This is a genomic window from Nocardia puris, assembly GCF_003315035.1.
GTDB lineage: Bacteria > Actinomycetota > Actinomycetes > Mycobacteriales > Mycobacteriaceae > Nocardia > Nocardia puris.
Genome location: NZ_QNRE01000003.1, coordinates 491,003 through 509,149 on the forward strand (window position 1 = coordinate 491,003; position 18,147 = coordinate 509,149).

17 protein-coding genes, 1 tRNA gene and 1 pseudogene are annotated in these 18,147 nt (G+C 69.4%); 10 read left to right on the forward strand and 9 right to left on the reverse strand.

Features of this window, described 5'->3' with window-relative positions; genetic code table 11:
* The first annotated feature begins 6 nt into the window (after positions 1–6).
* The 8 genes from DFR74_RS12400 (at position 7) to DFR74_RS12435 (ending at position 8,952) form a co-directional block, all read left to right on the forward strand.
* Positions 7–1,464: an aldehyde dehydrogenase family protein gene (locus tag DFR74_RS12400; RefSeq protein WP_067508176.1), complete on the forward strand. Its 1,458-nt coding sequence runs from the start codon at positions 7–9 to the stop codon at positions 1,462–1,464.
* A 94-nt stretch (positions 1,465–1,558) separates the two neighbouring features.
* Complete coding sequence (locus DFR74_RS12405) at positions 1,559–3,223, forward strand: flavin-containing monooxygenase (protein WP_067508174.1); 1,665 nt, start codon at positions 1,559–1,561, stop codon at positions 3,221–3,223.
* Positions 3,220–3,591, forward strand: a complete 372-nt coding sequence (locus tag DFR74_RS12410; RefSeq protein ID WP_067508172.1) for a hotdog fold domain-containing protein — start codon at positions 3,220–3,222, stop codon at positions 3,589–3,591. Before DFR74_RS12405 ends, DFR74_RS12410 begins: the two co-directional genes overlap by 4 nt.
* A gap of 5 nt (positions 3,592–3,596) precedes the next feature.
* The gene (locus tag DFR74_RS12415; RefSeq protein WP_067508322.1) at positions 3,597–4,943 is read left to right on the forward strand and encodes an NAD(P)/FAD-dependent oxidoreductase; all 1,347 of its coding nucleotides are present in this window, start codon (positions 3,597–3,599) and stop codon (positions 4,941–4,943) included.
* Positions 4,940–5,635 carry a transporter gene (locus DFR74_RS12420; protein ID WP_067508170.1) on the forward strand — a complete coding sequence of 232 codons (696 nt, stop codon included), beginning with the start codon at positions 4,940–4,942 and terminating at the stop codon, positions 5,633–5,635. The genes DFR74_RS12415 and DFR74_RS12420 overlap by 4 nt, the downstream gene beginning before the upstream one ends.
* A gap of 42 nt (positions 5,636–5,677) precedes the next feature.
* On the forward strand, positions 5,678–7,045 hold the full coding sequence (locus DFR74_RS12425; RefSeq protein WP_067508168.1) for a flavin monoamine oxidase family protein: 1,368 nt from the start codon (positions 5,678–5,680) through the stop codon (positions 7,043–7,045).
* Between the two features lie 162 nt (positions 7,046–7,207).
* The gene (locus DFR74_RS12430) at positions 7,208–8,836 is read left to right on the forward strand and encodes a sodium-dependent transporter (protein WP_325050979.1); all 1,629 of its coding nucleotides are present in this window, start codon (positions 7,208–7,210) and stop codon (positions 8,834–8,836) included.
* Entirely contained in the window at positions 8,836–8,952 is a 117-nt protein-coding gene (locus DFR74_RS12435) for a methionine/alanine import family NSS transporter small subunit (protein WP_084537526.1), read from the forward strand. The genes DFR74_RS12430 and DFR74_RS12435 overlap by 1 nt, the downstream gene beginning before the upstream one ends.
* Positions 8,953–8,987: 35 nt before the next feature.
* Here DFR74_RS12435 and DFR74_RS12440 read toward each other — a convergent pair whose 3' ends face one another.
* Positions 8,988–9,632 carry a TetR/AcrR family transcriptional regulator gene (locus DFR74_RS12440; RefSeq protein WP_067508164.1) on the reverse strand — a complete coding sequence of 215 codons (645 nt, stop codon included), beginning with the start codon at positions 9,630–9,632 and terminating at the stop codon, positions 8,988–8,990.
* A gap of 62 nt (positions 9,633–9,694) precedes the next feature.
* Between DFR74_RS12440 and DFR74_RS37965 the strand changes: the two are divergent.
* A pseudogene (locus DFR74_RS37965) lies at positions 9,695–9,826 on the forward strand (VOC family protein); the annotation flags it as partial.
* Positions 9,827–9,987: 161 nt separating this feature from the next.
* Here DFR74_RS37965 and DFR74_RS12450 read toward each other — a convergent pair.
* Positions 9,988–10,061, reverse strand: a tRNA-Leu gene (locus tag DFR74_RS12450).
* A gap of 110 nt (positions 10,062–10,171) precedes the next feature.
* Positions 10,172–11,632, reverse strand: a complete 1,461-nt coding sequence (locus DFR74_RS12455) for a peptide MFS transporter (protein WP_067508162.1) — start codon at positions 11,630–11,632, stop codon at positions 10,172–10,174.
* A 145-nt stretch (positions 11,633–11,777) separates the two neighbouring features.
* On the opposite strand from DFR74_RS12455, the gene DFR74_RS12460 reads away from it, so the two are divergent.
* A complete protein-coding gene (locus DFR74_RS12460) occupies positions 11,778–12,221 on the forward strand; it encodes an SRPBCC family protein (protein WP_067508160.1) in 444 nt (147 codons plus the stop codon).
* Positions 12,222–12,260: 39 nt separating this feature from the next.
* On the opposite strand, the gene DFR74_RS12465 is transcribed toward DFR74_RS12460, so the two are convergent.
* From DFR74_RS12465 to DFR74_RS12490, 6 genes are all read right to left on the reverse strand, one after another.
* Positions 12,261–13,634: an MFS transporter gene (locus DFR74_RS12465; RefSeq protein ID WP_407675195.1), complete on the reverse strand. Its 1,374-nt coding sequence runs from the start codon at positions 13,632–13,634 to the stop codon at positions 12,261–12,263.
* Positions 13,635–13,757: 123 nt separating this feature from the next.
* Positions 13,758–14,705 carry a Ppx/GppA phosphatase family protein gene (locus tag DFR74_RS12470; protein ID WP_113975080.1) on the reverse strand — a complete coding sequence of 316 codons (948 nt, stop codon included), beginning with the start codon at positions 14,703–14,705 and terminating at the stop codon, positions 13,758–13,760.
* Positions 14,698–15,225 carry a DUF501 domain-containing protein gene (locus DFR74_RS12475; protein WP_067508318.1) on the reverse strand — a complete coding sequence of 176 codons (528 nt, stop codon included), beginning with the start codon at positions 15,223–15,225 and terminating at the stop codon, positions 14,698–14,700. Before DFR74_RS12475 ends, DFR74_RS12470 begins: the two co-directional genes overlap by 8 nt.
* A complete protein-coding gene (locus DFR74_RS37615; RefSeq protein WP_067508156.1) occupies positions 15,222–15,869 on the reverse strand; it encodes an FtsB family cell division protein in 648 nt (215 codons plus the stop codon). The genes DFR74_RS12475 and DFR74_RS37615 overlap by 4 nt, the downstream gene beginning before the upstream one ends.
* Positions 15,870–15,943: 74 nt before the next feature.
* Positions 15,944–17,230 (reverse strand): phosphopyruvate hydratase, encoded by a 1,287-nt coding sequence (gene eno, locus DFR74_RS12485; protein ID WP_067508154.1) that lies wholly within the window; start codon positions 17,228–17,230, stop codon positions 15,944–15,946.
* Positions 17,231–17,340: 110 nt separating this feature from the next.
* The gene (locus DFR74_RS12490; protein WP_228789423.1) at positions 17,341–18,075 is read right to left on the reverse strand and encodes a lytic transglycosylase domain-containing protein; all 735 of its coding nucleotides are present in this window, start codon (positions 18,073–18,075) and stop codon (positions 17,341–17,343) included.
* Positions 18,076–18,147 lie beyond the last annotated feature (72 nt).

The window sequence follows — 18,147 nt, forward strand, 5'->3', positions numbered from 1 at the left end:
CCGCAGATGTCGAATCCGTCACTGCCCCAACCGATCAACTACATCGCCGACGAGTGGTCCGAGTGCCGGACGGTCCCGGACGCGTGGAATCTCGACCCCAACTCGGGCGAACCCGTCCACCGCACCGTCACCACCGCCCCCGAGGATGTGGAGCGGGCCCTGCGGCATGCCGAGCGGTCCTACGGTTTCGACCGCTGGGAGGACGCCGCGAGCGAGGAGCGCGCGGCCGTCCTCGAGCGCGCGGCCGCGCTGCTCGAGACCCGGATCGAGGACATCGCCAGAACCGACGCCCTCACCAGCGGCGTCCCGATCGCGAAGGCCAGGATCATCGCGGGGTTCCTCCCGCACCGGATTCGCGCGACCGCCGCGGACCTGCGCGCGCTCCCGCGGCGCACGGCGCTGAAGTCCGACGGCCGCGACGTGCGGCTGTACAAGGTGCCGTGGGGGCCCGCGGCGATCCTCACCCCGTGGAACGGGCCGAGTTTCATCCCCGCGGCGAAAGTGGTGAGCGCGCTGGCGGCCGGGTGCCCGGTCATCCTCAAACCGTCCGAGCACGCGCCGAGCAGTGCGCAGATCGTGGTGGAGTGCTTCGTCCGGGCGGGGCTGCCCGCCGGCGCGCTCCAACTCGTCCACGGCGCGGGTGAGGTGGGCGCGGCGCTCACCGGCGATCACCGGGTGAAGGTCGTCTCGTTCACCGGCGGTCCGAACGCGGGCCGCGCGATCGCCCGCGCGGCCGCCGAGGACTTCAAGGTGCTCCAGCTCGAACTGGGCGGCAACAACCCGGCTCTCGTGCTGCACGACGCCGACATCGACGTGGCCGCCGACGGGATCCTCGAAGGCATGACCAAACTCAACGGCCAGTGGTGCGAAGGTCCGGGCAAAGTGTTGGCGCACAAGGACATTGCCCAACCGCTGCTGGACGCGCTACTCGACCGCATCGCCCGCGTCGACATCGGGCATTCCCTCGACGAGAGCACGCGGCTCGGCCCGATCTCGAACGCCCCGCACTTCACCACGCTGCGCAACCGGATCGAGGAACTGCGCGCCCTCGGCGCGACGATCCATCAGCCCGCGCGGCTCCCGGCCTTCGGCGGGTTCTTCCTCTCGCCCACCGTCGCTTCGGGAATCGACCCGTCGGCGGCGACCGCCGAACTGTTCGGACCGCTGATCAGCCTGCACGCCGTCGAGTCCGACGAGGAGGCACTGCGCGCGGCCAACGCCAACCCTTCGGGCCTGGACGCGTATGTGTTCGGTGGCGATCTGGATCGCGCGATCGAGATCGGCTCCCGGGTGCTGTCGGGCGAGGTGCGCGTGAACGGCGCCAAGATCGCTGATCTCGGTGACGATTCGGCCCAGAGTTTCTGGGGCACTTCGGGAATCGGCGGGCACGGGCCCGGCGAATCCGTTCGGGTGTTCTGCGGCGACCGCGTGGTGGGCGTGGATTCGCCCGACCTCCCCCTGTAGCGCGCACCCACCTCGGAACCCAGGGACACGCACACGCCGCGAATTAAGTCAATTGATCCAGTCTTAAGACCACTATTCAGAAAGTGCCGATGCCATGAACTCCACCCCCACCCCGGCTCCCGCGGTCGTCGATGTCATCGGCGTCGGCGCCGGCTTCTCCGGCCTCTACCTCGCGCACCGGCTCACCAACGCCGGCTGGACCTTCGCCGGTTTCGAAGCCGGACCCAGCGTCGGCGGCACCTGGTTCTGGAACACCTATCCAGGCGCCCGCTGCGACGTCGAGAGCATCTACTACTCGTACTCGTTCGATGAAGCGCTGCAACAGGAGTGGACGTGGAGCCAGCGGTTCGCGCCGCAGTCCGAGATCCTCGCCTACATCAATCACGTCGCCGACCGCTTCGACCTGCGCAAGCACTTCACGTTCGGCACACGCGTGGTCGGCGCCACCTGGCACGCGGACGAGCGGCTGTGGGAGGTGCGGCTGGACAGCGGCGAGACGCGGCGCGGCCGGTATCTGATCTCCGGAGCGGGCGGGCTGTCCACGCCCAAGGATTTCGACGTGCCTGGCCTCGAGAACTTCGCCGGCCTCCAGGTGTCGACCAGCAGCTGGAACATCTCGCTCGACGAGCTCGCGGGCAAGCGCGTCGCGGTGATCGGCACCGGATCTTCCGGCGTGCAGGCCATTCCGCTGATCGCGGAGGTCGCCGAGCACCTCACGGTCTTCCAGCGCACGCCGAACTACGTGATGCCCGCCCGCAACGCCGAACTCACGCCGGAGCAGGTGGAGGCGATCAAGAGCGCGTACCCGGAGATCCGTGAGGAATGCCGGCACTCCCCCGGCGGCATCCCCGACCGCCCCGCCACCGACCGGGCGTTCGACGTCTCGGACGAGGAGCGGCGGCGGCGCTACGAACGGGCCTACGAACTCAGCGGATTCAACGGCGTCGGCGCCGAATTCGCCGACCTGCTCACCGATCCCGAGGCGAACCGGACCGCCTCGGAGTTCATCCACGACAAGATCCGCGAGATCGTCCGTGACCCGGCCACCGCCGAACTGCTGGTGCCCAAGTACCACCCGCTGGGCGCCAAGCGCAGCTGTTTCGGCACGGACTACTACGAGACCTACAACCGGCCGAACGTGTCGCTGGTGTCGTTGCGCCAGGAGCCGATTCAGACGATGACCGCGAACGCGATCGTCACGGCGGAGGGCACGTACGAGGTGGACGCCGTGGTGCTGGCCATCGGGTTCGACGCCTTCACCGGCCCGTTGTACGGGCTCAACCTCACCGGAGCTTCCGGACGGATGCTCCAGGAGGCGTGGCGCGACGGAGTCCGCACCTACCTCGGCATGATGACCGCCGACTTCCCCAATTTCTTCATGGTGGGTGGTCCGCTGAGCCCCGCGCTGGCCAGCAACGTGGTGATGACCATCGAACAGGCCGTCGACTGGATCGCCGACCTGCTCGACCACGCCCGCGAAGTCGGCGCCACCGTGGTCGAGGCGACCCCCGAGGGCCAGGACGACTGGGTGAACATCACCGAGGAGACCGTGGCCGCCACGCTGTACGCCACCACCGACTCCTGGTATCGCGGCTCCAACGTCGACGGCAAACCCAACACCTTCATGGGCTACGTGGGCGGCGTGGGCAAGTACCGCCGCATGTGCACCGAAATCGCCAAACGCGGCTATCCCGGCGTCGCGATCGACGGCGAAGCACAGGCCCGCACCCTCGGCCCGATCCACCAGGAGATCTCATGAGCACGGTCACGCATCGGCGCTACGTCGCCTTTTCCGACGCGCACTACGCCGGGAACCTGGTCGACGGCGCCTTCGCCTTGAAACTGTTCGGTGACGTCGGGACCAACCTGGCGATCGAGGTCGACGGCCACGAAGGACTTTTCGCCGGCTACTCGTCGGTCGAGTTCCTCGAACCGGTGCGCGGCGGCGATGTCGTGGAGGCCCAGGCCACGCTGGTGAAGAAGGGAAATCGCAGCCGCACGGTCGATTTCGAACTCCGCGTGCTCTGCCGCGCCGCCGACGACACCGGCCGCTCCCAGGTGCTCGAGACGCCGCTCGTCGCGGTGCGCGCCCGCGGCACGGCCGTCGTTCCCGCGCAAGGGGCGTGATCGACATGCGACTTCTCCACGACACCGGCTGGGCCGGGCAACCTGCCACCGTCGAACCCCCGCCGTCCGGCGACCTCGACTGCGAGGTAGTCGTGATCGGTGGCGGCGGAGGCGGCATGTCGGCCGCGATTCGCCTCGCCGACAAGGGGATCGACGTGGTGCTGCTCGAGGCGAAGACCCTCGGCTGGGGCGCGACCTCTCGCAACGCCGGGTACATCACCAACTCGATCGCCGCCGATCCGGCGTTGCTGGGCCTGTTGCTGAAGCCCGAGCGGCTGCGCGCGCTGTACCGGTATGCCGAGAACGCCGTGCACTTCGCCGAGAGCGCCCTCGCGCGGCACCGCATCGACTGCGGCTACCGGTCCGAGGGCATCGTGATGGCCGCAGTGTCGAAAGGCCAACTGCGACATGCCCGGCGCAACGCGAAAGTCCTTGCGGCGGCGGGCTCTTCGGCCGAGTTCGTCGCGGGTCCCGACGCGGGGCTGCCGGAGGGCTTCCTCGGCGGCCTGCGCGAGGGCGTCGGCGGCACGCTCAATCCCGGCGAGTTCGCCCTCGGGCTGCGCGCCGCGACGCTCGCGGCCGGCGTGCGCGTCCACGAGTACACCCCCGCCCTCGATGTCGTCGACACCGTCGGCGGGGTGACCGTCGAGACGCCGCGCGGGCGGGTCCGCGCCCGAAAAGCGTTGCTGACCACCAACGCTCACACTCCGAGCTTGCCCGGGGCGCCGAAGAACCTCGCCACCCCGGTGTGGACTTCCCTGGTCGAGACCGAACCCGTCGCGCCCGAGCGACTGGACGAGATCGGCTGGACCAGCCGGGCCCCGCTGGTGACGCTGCACATGATCCTCGAGAGCTATCGCGTCACCCCGCGCGGGACCATCGCTTTCGGCACCCGCCGCGTGCAGGCCGGCCGCATCCCGCTGCCGGATCGCACCCCCGCGCGCCACGTCGCCGACGACCTCGTCCGCGGCTTCCGCGAGCGCTTTCCCGGACTGCGCGATATCGAGCCGCGCCGCGCCTGGGGCGGCTGGATCGGGATGAGCTCCACCTGGTTGCCGGTCGCCGGCGAGGCCTCCGACAACGTGCTCTACTCCCTGGCCTGCAACGGCCACGGCTTCGCCCAGGCGCAGTACGTCGGCCACCTGCTGGCCGACCGCCTCGCCGGCGCGGCGCCCCACGCGGACCTGGCGGCGATCTGGCACGGCCGAAAGCGCTTCTGGCCCAGCCTCGTCAGCGGTCCCGCGCTGTACGCGGGCTGGCTCGCCGACCGCGCCTCCGACCGGCTGGCAGCCCTCACGAAACAACCCTCGACACCGTCCGACCGGCGTCACCCCCGAAGGAGAAGGTCATGACCATCCGAGAGTCGCTCTTCATGGTCGCCGACATCTGGATGATCGCCGTTGGATTCATCTACGGCGTCAAATTCATCCGGCACTACCGGAACTATCTGCTCGGCCTCGAGTGGATCATCGTCGCGACGTCGGGGACGAACTTCCTGATCTACGGCATTCTCAAAGCCGGTCACGACAGCCCGATGTACACCGCGGCGTACTTCCTGGACGCCTTCTCCCGGTCGATCGGCATCACCCTGATCCTGGTCCTCGGACTGATGAAGGTGACCCACCGCTACAAACCTTCCGCCGCCGTGGACATCGGCGCGTTCGCGCTCGCGGGCGTGGTGGGGTTCTTCCTCAGCGTGTACGCCGAGGAGATCGGCACCCCCGGCAAGATCTTCTACATCGTGGCCAACGTGCTCACCACGGCGTTCCTGATCTACTTCGTGCGGCGGCTGTGGGAGATCGGCGAGCGCGGCCACGCGGTGTGGGCGGGTGTCGCCACGGCCTGCGGATTCGTCATCGCCGCCACCTACGACTTCGTCCACATCCCGGGCGACGATTCCGAGCGGACGATCTTCTACATCTTCGCGCTGTCCACCTGGGGCTTGCAGATGTTCGCCTACTTCCGGGCCTACCGGGCGTTCGACGCCCACAACAAGCGCGTCGACGCCCGGGTGGTCGCGGGCGGCGCTCCGGTCACGGCCTGAGCCGGACCTCTCCCTTCGATCGCCCCACGGGCAGGAGTCCCCATGACAACGCATGAAGTACACGACGTGGTCGTCGTCGGCGCCGGCATGGCGGGTTTGACGGCGGCGACCACCCTCGCGCCCGACGCTGACGTGGTGGTGCTCGAATCCACCGATCGCACGGGCGGACGCGTGGAGACCGTCCGGCGGGGCGACTACTGGATCAACCTCGGCACCCAATTCACCGAGGGCACCGGCACTTTGATCAAGGCGCTGCGCAGGCACGGCATCGAGATGGGCTCGCTGGCGGACAAGAGTGTCGCGCTCTACTTGAACGGCGCGATGGTCGATACCTCGAATCCCGCGCAGCTCGTGTTCGGTTCGCGGATGAGCCTGCTGGACCGGATCGGGATGGCCGTCGTCGGCGCGCGCATCCTCGCGGTCACACCGTTCATGGAGTCGGAAAGCCTTGTGGCGCAGCGTGTTCGGGCGAGGCTCGATACCAAGCTGGCCTCGTACCTGTTGAAGGGCGTCCGGTCGGAACTGGCCGCCACCGTCGTCCGGTCGTGGTCGGCGCAGTGGATGGGCTGCGAGGTGGAGGAGACGGCCGCCACGCAGTTCGTCACGTCGGTCGGCATCGCGCTGGCCGATCCCGCGAAAGTCCCGAACTTCTCACTTCCGGTGGGCGGCAACCAGACGCTGACCGACGTGCTGGCCGAGGACCTCGGCGACCGCATCCGACTGAACTCGACGGCGCGGTCGGTGGTCCGGGACGGTGACGGCGTGCTCGTCGACTATCTCGACGGCGATCGTCCGGTGCGGCTGCGAGCGAAGCGCGCGATCGTCACCGCGCCCGCCGACATCGCCGAGCGGATCATTCCCGACCTGCCGCAGCGGCACCGCAACGCCTTCAACGACATCACCTACGGCCGGTACGTGGTCGTCGGCTTCTTCACCGACGAAACCGGGCCGCAGCGCTGGGACGACCACTTCGCCGTCTCGACACCCCAGCTCTCCTTCCAGGCGATGTTCAACCACGCCGCGGCCCTGCGCGGCGAGGGCGACCGGAAACCGGGCGGAGCACTGGCCTGTTTCGCCGGCGGCGCGAGAGCCGACGACCTGCTCGACCGCTCCGACGACGAGATCGTGGCGCGCTTCGCCACCGACCTGCTCACCGTCTTCCCCGAGCTGGACGGGAAACTCGGCGAGGGCATCGTCCACCGCCACCGCCGCGTGGTGCCCTTCTGGGCGCCGGGACGCCGGAATTCGCTGCCGGCACTGCGTGATCCGCTCGATGGGATCTACCTGGCCGGTGATTACCAGCTCGACCTGCCGTCGCTGGCGGATGCGGCGACGTCGGGTGAGCGGGCGGCGCAGGCGGTGCTGGAGAGTTTGGGACGTGTCCGGGGGCCACGCGGACGCCCGCACTGATCATCGCGAGGCGGAACGGCCGGCGGGCCGCGCAGTCGCGCAACGCGGCCTCGGTGGCATCGGGGTCGGCGGGCACCTGGCAGGTGATGATGTCTGACCAGCTCACGGGACCCGGTCGGTGCACGTGACGCACCCTGGTTTCGCGCTTCGACGAAAGGCCGGGTGAAGCACGCACATACATCCCGATTTGGCGCTACAGTCACGCAGCAGCGGTTCGGCGATCGGACGGAGGGCCCGATGCGAGAGGTGCAGGCGAGAGAGCAGTGGGGGTCGCGGGCCGGCTTCCTGTTGGCCGCGATCGGATCCGCGGTCGGCCTCGGCAATATCTGGCGATTTCCCTACGTCGCCTACGACAACGGTGGCGGCGCGTTTCTGCTCCCCTACCTGATCGCGCTGCTGACCGCCGGCATTCCGGTCCTGCTGTTCGAGTACGCCATCGGTCACAAGTTCCGGGGCTCGCCCCCGCGGGCCTTCCTGCGGCTGTCCCGGCCCGCGGCTGCGATCGGGTGGTGGCAGGTCGCGATCTGTTTCGTCATCGCCACCTATTACGCGGTGATCATCGCCTGGGCGGTGCGCTATGTCGGGTTCTCGGTCGGTCAGCAGTGGGGTGACGACACCGACGCCTTCTTCTCCGACTTCATCCACCAGGCCGACGAGCCGGGATTCAGCACCAACTACGTGGCCGGTGTGGCCGTACCGCTCATCGCCGTCTGGGCGATCACGCTGGGGGTGCTCGCATTCGGTGTACGGCGGGGGATCGAGACCGCCAGCAAGATCTTCATCCCGCTGCTGGCGGTGCTGTTCGCGATCTTGGTCGTGCGGGCCTTGTTCCTGCCCGGAGCGGCGCAAGGGCTGGACGCCTTCTTCACGCCCGACTGGTCGGCCATCACCGACGGCAGCGTCTGGGTCGCAGCGTACGGGCAGATCTTCTTCTCGCTGTCGGTCGGCTTCGGCATCATGATCACCTACTCCTCATACCTGCGCCGACGCGCGGATCTGACCGGTTCCGCGCTGGTGGCCGGGTTCGCCAACAGTTCGTTCGAGATCTTGGCCGGCATCGGCGTCTTCGCGGCTCTCGGGTTCATCGCCGCCCAATCCGGCGTCGCGGTGAACGAAGTCGCGACCAGCGGTATCGGGCTGGCGTTCGTAGCCTTCCCCGAAATCATCTCGCAGCTGACCTTCGGTGCGGGATGGTTCGGCCTGCTGTTCTTCGGATCGCTTGTCGTCGCCGGCCTGACGTCATTGATCAGCATCGTGCAGGTCATCATCGCCGCGGTCCAGGACCGCACCGGCATGACGCGGGTGCCGGCCGTTCTCATCGTCGGCGGCGCTACCGCCGCGGTCTCGATCGCGCTGTTCCCGACCGAAGGCGGACTGTTCCTGCTCGATGTGGCCGATCACTTCATCAATTCCTACGGCATCGCGCTCGCCGGCCTGATCGCGTTGATCGTCGTGGTGTGGCTGCTGCGCAAACTGCCGGTGCTGCAAGAGCATGTCGACGAGATCTCGGCGATCCGGCTCGGCCGAGTGTGGACGCTGACTCTCGGAGTGATCACTCCCGTCGTACTCGGCTGGATGATGATCGACACGCTGCGCGCCGAGTTCGCCGAGAACTACGGTGGGTACTCCACGGGTTTCCTGGTCATCGCGGGGTGGGGCGTCGCGATCGGCGCGGTGGTCGTCGGCGTTGTGCTGGCGATGATCCCGTGGCGCGACGTCGCCTCGGACGGTCCCGCGGTGACCCCGGAAACCGGTGGCGGTCAGGCGCAGACACGGAAGGCGGAGAACTGATGTCGGCGGGTGCGATCATCATGATGATCATCGCGATCACGGTGGTCTGGGGCGGCTTGGCCGCATCCATTCTGCTGTTGCGGCGTTTCCCTGAGGCGCCGGAGGACCAGGACTGATCGGATGCGCGGACGCTGAGCACCGGAGTGCGCGGCTACCGTGCGAGCAAGTGCGCGGTCACCGCGTTGGTCAGCCAATCGCGGTACTTGGTGGCCGGCCAAGCGCTTTCACGGCGCAGCAGCCGGAAGACGTGTGGCGAGGCGAGGGCGAAGAGGCTGTCGGCGGCGGTGTCGATGTCGATGTCCGGGCGCAGGGTGCCGCGCTCGGCGAGGCTGCGCACGAACGCCGCCCATAAGGCCCGGGTGGCGGCCGCGCCCGCTTCGGCCCCGGATCTCATGGCGGGGTCGGCGGACGCCGCGTCCACGCCGACCATGATGAGATCCCCGGCACGTTCGAGCAGGCCAACGGTGTAGTCCACGATCCTGTCGACGGCCGCCCGCGGATCGGCTTCGGCCAGCGCGGCCTGGACTTCTGGTCGTTCGGCCACCGCGATCGGCTCCTCGTCGCCCACCGTAGCCACGTCGAGAGCGTGCCGGAACAGCGCGAGCTTGCTGGGGAAGGCGTCGTAGAGTGTGCGTTCCCCGACTCCCGCCCGATGCGCGATCTCCCGCATCGGCGTGCCGGCATAGCCACGCTCGACGAACAGTTCACCGGCCGCCTGCCGAATCGCGGCCCTGGTCGCCGCGGCCCCCTCGGCGCGTTTGGTGGCCCGGTACGGCCTCTTGACGGGTTGGCTCACGAGGAGGATTCTAGCAATATTCACCGCAGTGGCACTGCGGCTAATTCGAGGAGGTGGCCCCGATGCCCGATCTCGCCGTCGTCCATCACGTCAAGATCCCGGGCTCCGACCTGCCCCGGTCGGTGCGGTGGTACCGCGAAGTCTTCGGCTTCCGCCCGACGATGCAGTTCGCCGACAGCGGCGACGGCGATGTCCGCGGCGCGGCCGGCGACATCCCAGGCCTCGGCATGGTCGCCCTACGCGAGACGCTGACCTCTGAGAGTCCGTGGTCGCGATGCCGGATCGGACGATTCGCTCGAGCCCGGCGCCGTGCGGGAAGCCGGTGCTCGAACGGGGTTCGGACGCTGGTTGCCGGTGCCCCCAGTCGGATTCGAACCGACACTGAATGGATTTTAAGTCCACTGCCTCTGCCAATTGGGCTATAGGGGCTGCGCGGCCAGACTAGCCGACTCGTACGCCTGTACCGGAATGATCGGAGGGGTAGGTCTCGGAGGATGGGATCGGGCGGAGCGCCGGGGTTGCCGGAGAGCCGCCGGTTTCTAGTGGACGCCCGCCATGTAGCGACTGATCCACGGTGCCAGAGCCGCGACGATCAGGCCGACCCCGATCGCCACCGCACCGGTGATGCCAAAGTAGGCGACTTCGTTGTCCGTGTCGTAAAAACGAGCGAGAACGCCCGACATCGACGTACCAATACCGACGGAGAAGAAGTACAACGCCATCATTTGCGCCCGGAACGCCTCGGGGGCGAGCTGGGTGGTGACGGCCAGGCCGATCGGCGAGAGCAGCAGTTCCGACACCGCGAAGCCGCCCATGATGAACAGCACGAACAGCGCGGGCACCGAATCCAGCCCGGCCAGCGGCACGAACAGCAGGAACGCCGCGCCCATCCCGATCACGCCGTAGGCGAACTTGCGCGGTGTGCTGGGCGCGCGGTTGCCGAGCTTGGTCCACATCAGCGCGAACAGCGGGGAGAGCGCGATGATCCACACCGGCTCCACCGAGCCGATCCAGCTCGCCGGCGCGGTCCAGCCGAAGATGTTCCAGTTCATCCGCTCGTCGGAGTAGACCGCGAGCACGGTGAAGATCTGCTGGAACAGCGACCAGAACACCGCGTTGGCGAGGAACAGCGGGATGAACGCGCGTACCCGGCTGCGTTCGAGCTGATCCACCCTCGGGCTGGTCAGCATCACGGCGAAGTAGACGATCGAGGCCACGGCGATGACGCCCGCGGTGACGTCGGGCAAGTTGTCCAGGTCGACCAGGCCGGTCGCGAAGGCCGCCACCACGACGACGGCGGCCGCGACGACGAAACCGACGATCCGTACGATCTCGTTGCGCCGCAACGGGTTCGGCACGTCACGGCCCGCATCGCCCAGATTGCGCCGGAAGATCACGTACTGGGTGAGGCCCAGCGCCATGCCGATGGCGGCCGCGCCGAAGCCGTAGTGGAAGCCGAGGCGGGTCTGGAGCAGACCGGTGAGCAGCGGGCCGACGAACGCGCCGAGGTTGATGCCCAGATAGAACAGCGTGAATCCGCCGTCGATGCGGGCGTCGTCCTTGGGATAGAGGGTGCCCAGCAACGACGACGCGTTCGCCTTGAGCGCGCCGCTGCCCAGCGCCACCAGCACCAGACCGACGCCCACACCGGCCAATCCGGGCAGGATCGCCAGCGCGATATGGCCGGCCATCACCACCACACCGCCGTAGAAGACGGTGCGCTCCATGCCCAGCACCCGGTCGGCAATCCAGCCGCCGAGCACGGTGGACAGGTAGACCAGGCCGCCGTAGGCGCCGACGATGCCGACGGCCGTGCTCTGGTCCAGCCCGAGCCCTCCGTCGGTCACCGAGTAGTACAGGTAGTACCCGAGGATGGTGACCATGCCGTAGAAGGAGAATCGCTCCCACAGCTCGACCCCGAACAAGTTCGTCAACCCGATCGGGTGACCGAACACCGTCCGGCCGGGTGACGGCCGGTCGGATTCCACTACTTGGGACATGACGAGCACCTTGACATAAATCGCTACTGTGCAGCAACTCACGTCTCCCGCGTCGCGCACATCGGATCACACGCCACGGGCGGCGCGGGGATTTCGGTCCTACGCTGGAACGCGGCGCCAGCCCAGACGAGCCGGAGGTGCGACCGTGTTGGATGCCGAACTGACCGTGCCGGTGAGCGCCCCCGCCGCCTTCGGCGTGCTCGCCGACGGGTGGCTCTATGCGAGCTGGGTGGTCGGCGCGTCCCACATCCGCGAGGTCGATCCCGGCTGGCCCGAGGTCGGCACCCGCATCCACTACAGCGTCGGACTGTGGCCGGTGATGGCGCGCGATGTGACCACCGTGCGCGCCGTCGACCCGCCCCGGCTGCTCGAACTGGAAGCGCGGCTGTGGCCGGTGGGCTCGGCGCGAATCCTGTTGGAGCTGGACGAGTTCCGGCCCGGCGAGACCAGGATCCGGATGACGGAGCACGCGGTGAGCGGGCCCGCCGCCCTCATTCCCGGCGACGTGCAACGCCTGGCCATCAAGCTCCGCAATCAGGAGTCCCTGTCCCGGCTGGCCCACCTCATCGTGGGCCGCGCCGCGCGCTGACGCGATCCGGCCGGATGGTCCGGCCGGATCGCGCCCGCCCTAACTGTGGATGCTGCGGTCCTTGGTCTCCACGATCAGATACGTGCACAGCACGCTGAGCGCGGAGAGTCCCGCCAGCAGCAACCCGACCCAGATCGCGCCGGGCCCGGCGATCAACGGCGCCGCGATCAGCGGGGGCAGCGCGCCGCCGAGGATGCCTGCCAGGTTGTAGCCCATGCCCGCGCCGGTGTAGCGGTAGCGCGCCTGGAACATCTCGGGCAGCAGCGCACCGGCCGGGCCGTAGGCGATCCCGAAGATCAGCAGGGTGCCGAGCAGGCCCACCGCGAAAGCCAATCCACCGCCGAGTTCCAGAATCGGGAAGAGCAGCAGCGCCCACACGACCGCGGCCGAGCAGGACACCAGGATGACCTTGCGCCGCCCGATCCGGTCCGACCACAGCGCCGAGGCCGCCGTCGACAGACCGAAGCAGACCGCGGCCACCATGCCCATGCCGAGCACGAAATCGCGGGACAGGTCCATGCTGTCGACGCCGTACTTGGTGAGGAACGCGGTGCCCATGTAGAACAGCGAGAACAGGCTGGCCAGCGCACCGGCGGCGATGAGGATCTCCCGGCTCTGGAAGCGCACCGCGTCCAGGAACGGCAGCTTGCGCGCGGCCGGTTCGGCGGCGGCGCGCTGTTCACGGAATACCGGCGTCTCGGCCACCGCGAGCCGCACCCACAGGCCCACGCCGACCAACGCGAAGGACAGGATGAACGGGATGCGCCAGCCGTAGTCGAGGAACGCGCTGGAGGAGGTGCCCAGCGTGCGGCTGGCGATCAGGAAGGTCGCGCTGGAGAGGAAGAACGCGAAGGCCGGTCCGAGCTGCGGGAACATTGCGTAGAGACCGCGTTTGCCCTGCGGCGCGTACTCGGCGGTGAGCAGTGTGGCGCCCGCCCATTCGCCGCCGACGGCGAACCCTTGCAGGAAGCGCATGGCCACCAGCAACACCGGCGCCCAGATCCCGATCCCGCCTTCGGCGAAGCCGAACACGCCGCTCTCGTAGCCGGGCAGCAGGCCGATGGCCACGGTGGCGAAACCCATGATCAGCAGGGTCCACACCAGGGTGCGCTTGCGCCCGATCCGGTCGCCGAAGTGGCCGAACAGCACCGCACCGACAGGACGGGCGAAGAACGCGACGGCGAAAGTCGCGAACGACGCCAGCGTCGCGGTGGTCGGATCGGCGGCCGGGAAGAACACCGTGGGGAAGACCAGCGCGGCGGCCGTGCCGTAGATGAAGAAGTCGTAGAACTCGATGGTCGTGCCGATGCTGCTGGCCGCCGCGACTCGGCGCAGACTGGTCTTGCCCCGCAACGTCTCCGGGGTCACCGGATCGGGCGGGGACGGCGGCGCGGATATGCGGGAGGTCGTCACCGTTGTCTCACTCTCTCGAAGCAGCCCAACGACTTCTTGGGCGTGGAGACCTCAAGGTAGTGATTCAGGTCACGTCGGGGTTACCCCCGAATGGGTGTAGGTCCGGTCCGCGCGGCAGGCGGATCAGGCGATGGACAGCGCGATCCCGTCGAGGATGTCGTGCTCGCTGACGATCAGCGCACCGATGTTCGCGCGCCGCGCGAGTTCCTCGGCGAGCACCTCGGTGATGAGCGCACCGCCGCCGATCACGTCGACCCGGCCCGGATGGATGGGCCCGAGCGCGGCGCGCTCGTCGTGGCTCATGGAGAGCAGCCGCGCGCACACGCCGTGTACGTCGTCGAGGGTGAGCTCGCTCAAATGCACACGGCTGGCGTCGTATTCGGGCAGGCGCAGCCCTACGGCGGCGAGCGTGGTCATGGTGCCCGCGACGCCGACCCAGGTGTGCGCCTGATCGACGGGCACCTTCGCGAACGCTTCGGTCAACCGCTCGGCCGCGAATTCCCGTGCGGCCGCGACCTGTTCGGCGGTGGGCGGATCGGAGTGCAAGCAGCGCTCGGTGATGCGCACGCAGCCGATGTCGGCGGAGAACGCCGCGCGCACGCCGTCACCGTCGCCGAGCACCAGTTCGGTGGAACCGCCACCCAGATCGACCACCACGAAAGGCCCTGCCGCGCTGGACAACTCACCGACCGCGCCGGTGAACGAGAGGCGCGCCTCCTCGTCGCCGGTGATCACCTCGGCCTGCGCGCCCGCCACCACGGTGCCGAGTTCGGCGCGCGCCATCGCGAAGAAGTCCTCGCGGTTGGCGGCGTCGCGGGTCGCGGAGGTGGCGACCATGCGCACCTTCGCCACACCGTGCTCGCGCATCAGCGCGACGTAGTCGGCCAGCGCGACCCGGGTGCGCTCGATGGCCTCCGGCGCGAGCGAACCCGTCGCGTCGACGCCCTGGCCCAGCCGCACGATGCGCATCTCGCGGTGCACGTCGGTGAGGCGGCCGTCGGCGCCGGAGTCCGCGATCAGCAGGCGAATGGAGTTCGTGCCGCAATCGACCGCGGCGACCCGCTCACTCATCGGTGCTTCCATCCTTCGGATAGTAGGCGGGCCAGTCGGCCGGCACCGCGGTGCCGCGCAACCCGTGATCGGCGGCGAGAGCGACGGATTCGTCGCCGAAGGGATTCACGCCCGGCCCCTTCGCGAGGCTGTGCGCGATGAGCACGTGCAGGCACTTCACCCGGTCGGGCATGCCGCCGCCGGTGAAATCGGTGCCCAGCGATTCGATGGCGTCGCGCTCGGCCAGGTAGCTCTCGTGCGCGGCGCGGTAGGTGGCGGCCAGCTCGGGATCGGCGGCCAGCCGCTCGGTCATCTCCCGCATCACCCCCGCCGACTCCTGCCTGCTCGCCTCGGCGGTGAGCCGGGGATCGGTGAGGTAGTACAGCGTCGGGAAGGGGGTGCCGTCCGGCAGGCGCGGCGCCGTCTTCACCACCGCGGGCACCCCGTCGGGGGTGCGGTAGGCGATGGCGAGCACCCCGCGCGGCTCCCGGCCGAGCTGGGCGGCGACGATCTCGAGATCGCGGTCTGTCGGTGCGGTCACCTGGGTCCTTCCGGTCCGGGCGGGGGCGGGGTGGTGGGAGACGGCGCGGGCTCGGTGGTCTGCGGCGGTTCGGAGATGGTGCGCCACAGATCCGTGTACCAGGGGTCGGGCACCTTCGACTTCGTCGGCGGGGCCGGGCGCGGCGGCGCCTCGATACCGGGCACCTGCACGATGTAGGGCGTCTCCCCCGGCATCACCAGGCGCAGCCGGTCCTTGGCCTCGGAGCGGATGTAGGCCGGATCCTGTTGCTGGGCACGGCGATCCCGCAGCCGCGCCAGATCCGCCTCCAGCTCCCTGCGCTCCTGCGCGAGCTGCGCGGCCTCGGCCCGCTGGCCGAAATAGGTGCGCATCGGCACCGACAGGGTCAGCGCCAGCGCGCACACCACCACCGCGAGCACCACGGCCTTCCCGGTGGACAGGCCCAGGATGGTGCGCTCGGGCTTGTCGGCGGAACGGGCCGCGATCTTGCGCGGCTCGGCCTTCTTCTTGTCGGCGCCCTCGCGCCTGCGGGCGCGTTTGGCGGCGGCGGGCCTGGCCGCGGACTCCGGGTCGGCGCCCGCCCGCGGGCGTGAACGCGCGGCGCGCGACGTGCGGCGGTCCCCGCGTCCGGCCGGACTGGTCCCACGCGCACGTCGCTCCGTCATCTCACACCTCGGTATCCGTGTTCACGACGCGGCCGAGGGTCTCGCGGTCGACCCGCCCCCGGACCGCATCGCCGTCAGCCCTCGAACGTGAAACGCGGGAACGCCACGTCGCCCGCGTACCTGGCCGAGTCGCCGAGCGCGTCCTCGATGCGCAGCAGCTGGTTGTACTTGGCCACCCGCTCGCTGCGCGCCGGGGCGCCGGTCTTGATCTGGCCGCTGCCGACCGCGACGGCGAGGTCGGCGATGGTGGTGTCCTCGGTCTCGCCGGACCGGTGCGACATCATCGTCTTGTAGCCGTTGCGGTGCGCGAGGTCCACCGCGTCCAGGGTCTCGGTGAGGGTGCCGATCTGGTTGACCTTCACCAGCAGCGCGTTGGCCGCGCCCTTGGCGATGCCCTCCTCGAGCCGCTCGGGGTTGGTGACGAACAGGTCGTCGCCGACGAGCTGGACCTTGTCGCCGATCTGGTCGGTCAGCACGACCCAGCCGTCCCAGTCGTCCTCCGACAGCGGGTCCTCGATGGAGACCAGCGGGTAGGCGGTGAGCAGCTCGGCGTAGAACTCCGCCATCTGGGCGGCCGTGCGGTCGCTGCCCTCGAACTTGTAGCCGGTGCCCGCGGTGTAGAACTCGGTGGCGGCCACGTCCAGCGCCAGCGCCACATCGCTGCCCAGCTTCAGGCCGGTCTTGGCGACGGCGGTGCTGATCAGGTCCAGCGCCTCGCGGGTGCCCGCCACGTCGGGGGCGAAACCGCCCTCGTCGCCGAGGCCGGTGGCCAGGCCCTTGGACTTCAGCACGGCCTTGAGCGCGTGGTAGACCTCCGCGCCCCAGCGCAGCGACTCCTTGAAGGTGGGCGCGCCGATCGGGGCGACCATGAACTCCTGCACGTCCACGCCGGTGTCGGCGTGCGCGCCGCCGTTGAGGATGTTCATCATCGGCACCGGCAGCACGTGCGCGTTCGGGCCGCCCAGGTAGCGGAACAGCTCCAGGCCCGAGGACTCGGCGGCGGCGCGGGCCACGGCCAGCGACACGCCGAGCAGGGCGTTCGCGCCGAGGCGGGACTTGTCGGGGGTGCCGTCCAGATCCAGCAGGACCTGGTCGACGGTGCGCTGCTCCACGGCGTCCAGGCCGATGACGGCGGGCGCGATCTCGTCGAGCACGCCCTCGACGGCCTTGCGCACACCCTTGCCCAGGTAGCGGTCGCCGCCGTCGCGCAGCTCGACGGCCTCGTGCTCACCGGTGGACGCGCCGGACGGGACGGCGGCACGGGTCAGCGTGCCGTCGTCGAGGGCGATTTCGACCTCGACGGTGGGGTTTCCGCGGGAATCCAGGATCTCGCGAGCTCCGACCTGTTCGATGATGGCCACGAAAACGACACTCCTTCGGCTGGCTGGCACGGTTTGTCTCACGGAAGGCCCGTGCGGTGCCGAGCCTAGCGCCCTCGGGCCGCGCGGGGTAACCGGCACTCCGGGGCGGCTCAGACGCGCCTGCCCACGCTGTAGGCGGCGGCGCGGTCGCGCACGGTGAGCAGATAGCTGTTGGAGCGGTTGTAGGTCATCAGGGCACCGTGCCAGCCGCGCTCCGAGGTGAGGTCGCCGCCGCTGGCGCACAGGTAGCGGGCGGCGGTCAGGGCCGCGTCATCGATGTTGTGCGGATCCGCGACGCCGTCGCCGTTGGCATCCACACCCCAGCGCTGCCAGGTCTCGGGGATGAACTGCATGGGACCGACAGCGCGGTCGTAGACCGTGTCGCCGTCCAGCACGCCGTCGTCGGTGTCCTCGATGCGCGCGACACCGGGTGACCCGTCCAGCGGGATGCCGATGATGGGTGGGCTGACGTTGCCCGCGTCGTCGGCGGAGGCACCGCGGTGGGTGCCGTGCGCGCTCTCCACGCTGCCGATTCCAGCCAGCGTGGTCCAGGCTATGCCGCACTCCGGGCGGGAACGGGCCATCACCGCGGCCGCGTATCCGTACGCCTCCAACGCGATCCGGGGGATGCCGAGCGCGCCGGCCTGACCGTCGGCCCAGTCTCGCAGTTGCAGCGCGGTGCGGCCGGGACCGTCGACATCGATCAGCGGCAGCGGCACGCCGGGGCCCGGCGGGATGCCCTCGGGGATCGGTGGCAGATCACGGCCGACACCGCAACCGGCGAGCAGAACGGCCACCACAGCGGCGGCCACGGCGCCGGACTTTTTCGCGAACACCCTTTCCATCATCCAGACGCGCGGAAGTGCGCACCCGCGCGTCGCTCGCTCGCGCCGGTCACGGCGGATTTCCGCGCACGC